The sequence below is a fragment of the Micromonospora sp. 050-3 genome (assembly GCF_046549335.1).
Classification (GTDB): Bacteria; Actinomycetota; Actinomycetes; order Mycobacteriales; family Micromonosporaceae; genus Micromonospora; species Micromonospora trifolii.
This window is the reverse complement of sequence record NZ_JAJPVX010000001.1, coordinates 3,260,263-3,266,782: the sequence shown is the minus strand read 5'-3', so window position 1 is coordinate 3,266,782 and position 6,520 is coordinate 3,260,263. Positions and strand designations below refer to the sequence as shown.

Sequence of the window (6,520 nt, the reverse complement as noted above, 5' to 3'; positions counted from 1 at the left end):
GAGTTACGGCGGTCATGGCGGAGGGGAAACGCCCGGTTACATTCCGAACCCGGAAGCTAAGCCCTCCAGCGCCGATGGTACTGCACTCGTGAGGGTGTGGGAGAGTAGGACGCCGCCGGACAATCTTCCAGTCGAGGGCCGCCCCATCCGGGTCGGCCCTCGACTGCGTAGCGCCATTGGTGGCGCAATCAGGAAGGATGTACCTGTGAGTTCAGGACCGCAGGGCGGAGACCGTCCCCGTCGTTACGAAGACCGTACTGACGGTGCGGGCGGAAGCGACCGCGGCCCGCGCCGCGATGACCAAGGCCGACCCCCGTACCGGGGAGACCGCGACAGCGGCGGCGCCCGAGGCGGATACGCCGGCGGCCGCGACTCTGGCTCCCGTGGTGGTGACCGGGACAGCTCTCGCTCCAGCGCCCCCCGTGAGGGCGGCTACCGTGGCGGCGACCGCCGCGAGGGTGGTTTCCGGGGCGGCGACCGCGACGGTTCGCGTTCCAGCGCTCCGCGCGAAGGTGGCTACCGTGGCGGCGACCGTGACGGGTCGCGCTCGGGTGCTCCGCGTGAGGGCGGCTTCCGGTCCGGCGCTCCCCGCGAGGGTGGTTTCCGGGGCGGCGACCGCGACAGTTCGCGTTCCAGCGCTCCGCGCGAAGGTGGCTACCGTGGCGGCGACCGCGACGGTGGTTTCCGGGGCGGCGACCGCCGTGAGGGCGGTTTCCGGGGCGGCGACCGCGACGGCTCGCGTTCCAGCGCTCCCCGTGAGGGCGGTTTCCGGGGCGGCGACCGCGACAGTTCGCGTTCCAGCGCTCCCCGTGAGGGCGGTTTCCGGGGCGGCGACCGCGACAGTTCGCGTTCCAGCGCTCCCCGCGAAGGTGGCTTCCGTGGTGGGGACCGTCGTGAGGGCGGTTACCAGGGCGGCGACCGCACTCGCTCCGGCCCGCCGCGCGAAGGTGGCTTCCGTGGCGGTGACCGCGAGGGTGGCTTCCGGGGCGGCGACCGCCGCGAAGGTGGCTTCCGTGGCGGCGACCGTGACGGCTCGCGTTCCAGCGCTCCCCGTGAGGGCGGTTTCCGGGGCGGCGACCGCCGCGAGGGCGGTTTCCGCGGTGGTGACCGCGAGGGCGGTTTCCGTGGCGGCGACCGTGACGGCTCGCGCTCCAGCGCTCCCCGTGAGGGTGGCTTCCGCGGCGGTGACCGCGACGGCGGCTTCCGCGGCGGCGACCGTCGCGAGGGTGGCTTCCGCGGTGGTGACCGCGACGGTTCGCGCTCGGGTGCTCCCCGTGAGGGTGGTTTCCGGGGCGGCGACCGCGACGGTTCGCGCTCCAGTGCTCCCCGTGAGGGTGGCTTCCGTGGCGGTGACCGCGAGGGCGGCTTCCGTGGTGGGGACCGTCGTGAGGGCGGTTACCAGGGCGGCGACCGCACTCGCTCCGGCCCGCCGCGCGAAGGTGGCTTCCGTGGCGGTGACCGCGAGGGCGGCTTCCGCGGCGGCGACCGCCGCGAAGGCGGTTTCCGGGGAGGCGACCGCGACGGCTCGCGTACCAGTGCTCCCCGTGAAGGTGGCTTCCGTGGCGGTGACCGTGAGGGTGGCTCACGTGGTGGGGACCGTCGTGAGGGCGGTTACCAGGGCGGCGACCGCACTCGCTCCGGCCCGCCGCGCGAAGGTGGCTTCCGTGGCGGTGACCGCGAGGGCGGCTTCCGCGGCGGCGACCGTCGCGAAGGTGGCTTCCGGGGAGGCGACCGCGACGGCTCGCGTACCAGTGCCCCCCGCGAGGGCGGTTTCCGCGGTGGGGACCGGGAGGGTTCGCGTTCCAGTGCCCCCCGCGAAGGTGGTTTCCGTGGCGGCGACAGGGACGGTTCGCGTTCCAGCGCTCCCCGCGAGGGTGGCTTCCGTGGCGGGGACCGCGACGGTTCGCGTTCCAGCGCTCCCCGTGAGGGTGGCTTCCGTGGCGGTGACCGCGAGGGCGGCTACCGGGGCGGCGAGCGTACCGGGGGTTTCCGGTCCGACGATCGGCCGCGTCGCGACGGGGAGTTCCGTCGCGATGACCGCTCGGGTGGCTCCGAGTCGTCCGAGGGCGGGCGTAACTCGGCCCCGGCGCTGCCGGACGACATCGTCGCGACCGACCTCGACAAGGACGTCCGCGCTGAGCTGCTCTCGCTGAACAAGCCGGTCGCCGAGACGGTGGCCCGGCACCTGGTCGCCACTGGGCAGCTGATCGACGAGGACCCGGCCGAGGCGTTGGCGCACGCGCTGGCCGCCCGGCGGCTCGCGTCGCGCATCTCCGCTGTCCGTGAGGCGGTCGGCCTGGCCGCCTACCGCGCGGGGGAGTGGCAGTCGGCGATCGCCGAGCTGCGCACGTACCACCGGATGAGCGGGTTGCAGAGCCACCTGGCAGTGCTCGCGGACTGCGAGCGGGCTCTCGGCCGGCCGGAGCGGGCCATCGACCTGTTCCGTGGCGCGGACCGGGAGAAGCTGGACCAGGCCGTGGCGATCGAACTGCTGATCGTCGCCGCCGGCGCGCGGGGTGACCTCGGGCAGAAGGACGCCGCGGTCGCGATGCTCCAGGTCCCGGACCTCACCAACGAGGCCACCGTGCCGTGGACGGCCCGGCTGCGGTACGCGTACGCCGACGCGCTGCTCGCGGTGGGCCGGCGCGAGGAGGCCCGCGAATGGTTCTCCCGCGCCTCCGACGTGGACACCGAGGGCGAGACCGACGCCGCCGAGCGGCTGCTCGAACTCGACGGCGTGGTCATCGAGGGTGACGACGAGGAAGAGGCCGCCGAGGAGATCGCCGCAGGCCCGGGTGCTCCCGGCGCGGTGCCGGCCCGACCCGACGCCGACCTGGCCGGCGACGACGATGACGATGACGATGACGAAGTCGGCGACGACGATGACGACGATGACGACGACGACGATGACGATGACGCCGCCGACGATGACGACGACGAGGACTTCGACGACGACGAGGAGGACGACGCTGTCGGCCGTCCCGCCGACGACGAAGGCTTCGACGACGAGGACGAGGACCGTCACCCCACCGAGAGCGGCAACGCCGACGCGGCCACCACTGGCGACAGCGGCGTGACGGACGGGGGCGCGGCGAACGGGGACGCGGCGGACGCCGACGGGACCGTGCCGGCCCGGGACGACGAGTCGGGGTCGACGCAGCGGTGAACGCGGGCGTGGGGGAGCGGCTGGCCGACGGGTACACACTGGTCGTCTTCGACCTGGACGGCGTGATCTACCTGATCGACCGGCCGATCCCCGGCGCCGTCGAGGCGGTGGCCCGGCTGCACGCCGAGGGACGGGCGGTGGCGTACGCCACCAACAACGCGTCCCGCCGGTCCAGCGAGGTCGCGGACCTGCTGACCGGGATGGGCGTGCCGGCCCGGCCGGAGGAGGTCCTCACCTCCGCCGCCGCCTCGGCCGAGTTGCTGCGCGACCGGCTGCCCGCCGGGGCGTCGGTGCTGGTGGTCGGTGCGGAGGCGCTGCACGCGGAGCTGCGCGCGGTCGGTCTGAACCCGGTCACCCAGGCCGATGAGAAGCCGGCGGCGGTGGTGCAGGGGTACGGCCCGCAGGTCGGCTGGGCCGAGCTGGCCGAAGCGTCGGTCGCCGTGCGGGCGGGTGCGATCTGGATCGCCACCAACACCGATCGGACCCTGCCCAGTGGACGGGGGCCACTGCCCGGGAACGGTTCGCTGGTTGCCGTGCTGCGTACGGCACTGGAGCGAGACCCCGACGTGGTGGTCGGCAAGCCGGAGCCGGCGCTGTTCGAGACCGCCGCCCGGCGCAGTGGCGGTGGGCGGAGCCTGGTGGTGGGTGACCGGCTGGACACCGACATCGAGGGCGCCCGCCGGGCCGGGCTGGACAGCCTGCTCGTGCTCACCGGCGTCAGCGGCGTACCGGAGCTGCTGGCCGCCGAGCCGCAGCGACGTCCCACGTACGTCGCGAGAGACCTGGCGGGGCTCTTCGACCCGGCTGCCGCCGTGCGGGTCCCGGGCCCGGCGGAGGCTGGCGGTTGGTCCGTGACCGACCGGGACGGTGTGCTGGAGCTGGCCGGTACCGGCCGGCCGCTGGACGCCCTGGCCGCGCTCTGCGCGGTGGCCTGGTCGGCGCCGGTGCCGGCGTTGCCGAAGATCCGCCCGGTGGGCCAGGACGCGGCTAACGCGGTGGAGAGTTTCGGTCTGACCGCGGCGGCGTGAGCCGGCGGTCGTCAGAGCAGCTTGCGCAGCTTGAGCAGGTCGAACGGATTGGCTTTGATCGACACCCGGCGGGAGGTCACCGCGCTGGTGACGTCCAGGTCGCCCCGGACCAGGGCGAGCAGGTCGTCGCTGGACGTACTCAGCGCGATCTTGGCCTTGGGGTCGTCGCCGTCGGTCAGCTCGACCAGTCGGCCGCCGGTGATCCGGCCGTGGAACGCGGTGTCCAGGTCGGTGATCCGGCAGGCCAGCGTGCGGTCCAGGTCGATCCGTTCGCGTACCGTCTCGGCGTTGCGATCCAACCGGGCGGCCAGCTCCTGCAACGCCTGCCGGCACTCGTCCACGCTGGCCACATCTCCCCCTCGCTGATCGCCACGCCGTCCTCGGCACCGTACCGCACGGGTCGGTCCGGGGTGCCCGGTAGCGTGACACCTGCACACCCCGCCCCGTGGAAGGACTCAGGCATGCAGGACGCGTGGCGCGCCTACCTCGAGCTGGCCATGGGCCTTGCGGAGGCGCCCCGGAAGAAGGCCCAGGACGTGGCACGTCGCCTCGTCGGCTCCGGCGGCGCGACCGCCGCCCAACTCCAGGCCCTCGGCGAGGAGTTGGTCACCACCGGCGCCGCCAACCGGGAGGCGCTGACCAAGCTGGTCCGCTTCGAGGTCGACCGGGCCCTCGGCGCTGTCGGTCTGGCCACCGCCGACGAGGTGGCCGAGCTGACCCGGCGGGTGCACGACCTGGAACGGCGGCTGCGGGAGGCGCGGTCCACCGAGCCGGCCGGCGCGCCGGCCGCCGGTCCCACGCCACAACCCGACCCGACCGTCGCCGCGCGGCCCGGCACCGGTCTCGTGCCGTCCGACGCCTCGGCCGGTGCCCCGGTCTCCGCGCCGGCGGCGAAGAAGGCCGTGGCGAAGAAGGCGGTCGCCAAGAAGGCCATCGCCAAGAGGCCGCCGGCGACGATCAGCCGGACCGCCGATGAGGACGTCCCGACACCGGCGGTGATGCCCGCGAAGAAGGCGGTCCGCAAGCAGCGGCCGGACGACACCGAATGACCCGGCCCGGTCCACCGCCGGGTGGGTCCTTCCCGGCTCGTCCCGGCCCGCCGGCTGGCGGCTCGTTCCCGGCCCGTCCCGCTCCGCCGGCTGGCGGCTCGTTCCCGGCCCGTCCCGCTCCGCCGGCTGGCGGGTCCTTTCCGGCCCGTCCCGGTCCGCCGGTGGGTGCCCGCCCCGGGCCGCCGCCGGATCTCGGGGACGACGAGACACGGCATCCGGCGGTGGACGCCGCCGTGCGGGCCATCGCCAACGCGTCGACGCTCGCTCCCGCCGACCAGATCGCCCAGTACGAGGCGGCCTACGAGACGCTGCGGGAAACCCTCGCCACCATCGACCAGACCTGAGCGGGACGACCAGGCCTGAGCAGACCGGAGAACCACCCATGGCACGTCGTAACCGGCTGGACGCCGAACTCGTCCGCCGCGGTCTGGCCCGCTCCCGTGAGCAGGCCGCCGCGTTGGTGGAGGCCGGCCGGGTCCAACTGCGGGGTGTGGTCGCCCGCAAGGCGGCCGCGATGGTCGACCCCGCCGACCCGCTCCTGGTGACCGGTGCGGACCCAGCTGAGGAGTACGTCTCCCGAGGCGGGCACAAGCTCGCCGGCGCGCTGGCCGCGTTCGCCCCCGGTGGGCTGCACGTCGCCGGGCGGCGTTGCCTGGACGCGGGAGCGTCGACAGGTGGGTTCACCGACGTGCTGCTGCGCGCCGACGCGGCCGAGGTGGTCGCCGTGGACGTCGGCTACGGGCAGCTCGCCTGGCCGCTGCGCACGAACGAGCGGGTCCGCGTCCTGGAGCGCACGAATGTCCGTACTCTCGATGCTGACACGATCGGTGGCCCGGTCGACCTCACGGTGGCCGACCTGTCGTTCATCTCGCTGCGACTGGTGCTGCCGGCGCTGGCCGGCTGCACCCGCGACGACGGTGACCTGGCATTGATGGTCAAGCCGCAGTTCGAGGTCGGCAAGGACCGGGTCGGCGCCGGCGGTGTGGTCCGCGATCCGGAGTTGCGCGCCGAAGCGGTGCTGGACGTGGCCGCGGCGGCCGCGCGGCTCGGCCTCGGACTGGCCGACGTGGCGGCCAGCCCGCTGCCCGGGCCGAGCGGCAACGTGGAGTTCTTCGTATGGTTGCGCCGGGGCGCACCAGCGGCCGACCCGGAGCGGGTGCGGGCCGTGGTGGCGGCCGGGCCGGACGGCTCGACGACGGCCGGCGACGTGCCGGACGTGGCGGCGGAGGAGGTCGCAGGGTGAACGCGCGCAGTGAGGGCGCCGCAACGGGCCGCGC

The 6,520-nt window shown here is 74.5% G+C and carries 6 protein-coding genes and 1 rRNA gene; 6 read left to right on the top strand and 1 reads right to left on the bottom strand.

Annotated elements, in window-relative coordinates; translation table 11 throughout:
- Positions 1–4 precede the first annotated feature (4 nt).
- From rrf to ACLJOK_RS14925, 3 genes are all read left to right on the top strand, one after another.
- Positions 5–121, top strand: a 5S ribosomal RNA gene (gene rrf / locus ACLJOK_RS14935).
- Between the two features lie 2,052 nt (positions 122–2,173).
- Positions 2,174–3,166, top strand: a complete 993-nt coding sequence (locus ACLJOK_RS14930) for a tetratricopeptide repeat protein (protein WP_410819372.1) — start codon at positions 2,174–2,176, stop codon at positions 3,164–3,166.
- The gene (locus ACLJOK_RS14925; RefSeq protein WP_410819175.1) at positions 3,163–4,194 is read left to right on the top strand and encodes an HAD-IIA family hydrolase; all 1,032 of its coding nucleotides are present in this window, start codon (positions 3,163–3,165) and stop codon (positions 4,192–4,194) included. The genes ACLJOK_RS14930 and ACLJOK_RS14925 overlap by 4 nt, the downstream gene beginning before the upstream one ends.
- An 11-nt stretch (positions 4,195–4,205) precedes the next feature.
- On the opposite strand, the gene ACLJOK_RS14920 is transcribed toward ACLJOK_RS14925, so the two are convergent.
- Positions 4,206–4,544 carry an SCP2 sterol-binding domain-containing protein gene (locus ACLJOK_RS14920; RefSeq protein ID WP_088947517.1) on the bottom strand — a complete coding sequence of 113 codons (339 nt, stop codon included), beginning with the start codon at positions 4,542–4,544 and terminating at the stop codon, positions 4,206–4,208.
- Between the two features lie 111 nt (positions 4,545–4,655).
- Here ACLJOK_RS14920 and ACLJOK_RS14915 point away from each other — a divergent pair, with 111 nt between their 5' ends.
- The 3 genes from ACLJOK_RS14915 (at position 4,656) to ACLJOK_RS14905 (ending at position 6,486) form a co-directional block, all read left to right on the top strand.
- Positions 4,656–5,243, top strand: coding sequence for a phasin family protein (locus tag ACLJOK_RS14915; protein WP_410819174.1), 588 nt, complete (start codon positions 4,656–4,658; stop codon positions 5,241–5,243).
- 161 nt (positions 5,244–5,404) lie between these two features.
- Entirely contained in the window at positions 5,405–5,587 is a 183-nt protein-coding gene (locus ACLJOK_RS14910) for a hypothetical protein (RefSeq protein WP_410819172.1), read from the top strand.
- Between the two features lie 38 nt (positions 5,588–5,625).
- Complete coding sequence (locus tag ACLJOK_RS14905) at positions 5,626–6,486, top strand: TlyA family RNA methyltransferase (protein WP_410819171.1); 861 nt, start codon at positions 5,626–5,628, stop codon at positions 6,484–6,486.
- Positions 6,487–6,520 lie beyond the last annotated feature (34 nt).

Excerpts from the sequence above, each read along its gene's own strand:
- ACLJOK_RS14915 (WP_410819174.1), top strand. The coding sequence starts at position 4,656 with ATGCAGGACGCGTGGCGCGCCTACCTCGAGCTGGCCATGGGCCTTGCG.
- ACLJOK_RS14905 (WP_410819171.1), top strand. The coding sequence starts at position 5,626 with ATGGCACGTCGTAACCGGCTGGACGCCGAACTCGTCCGCCGCGGTCTG.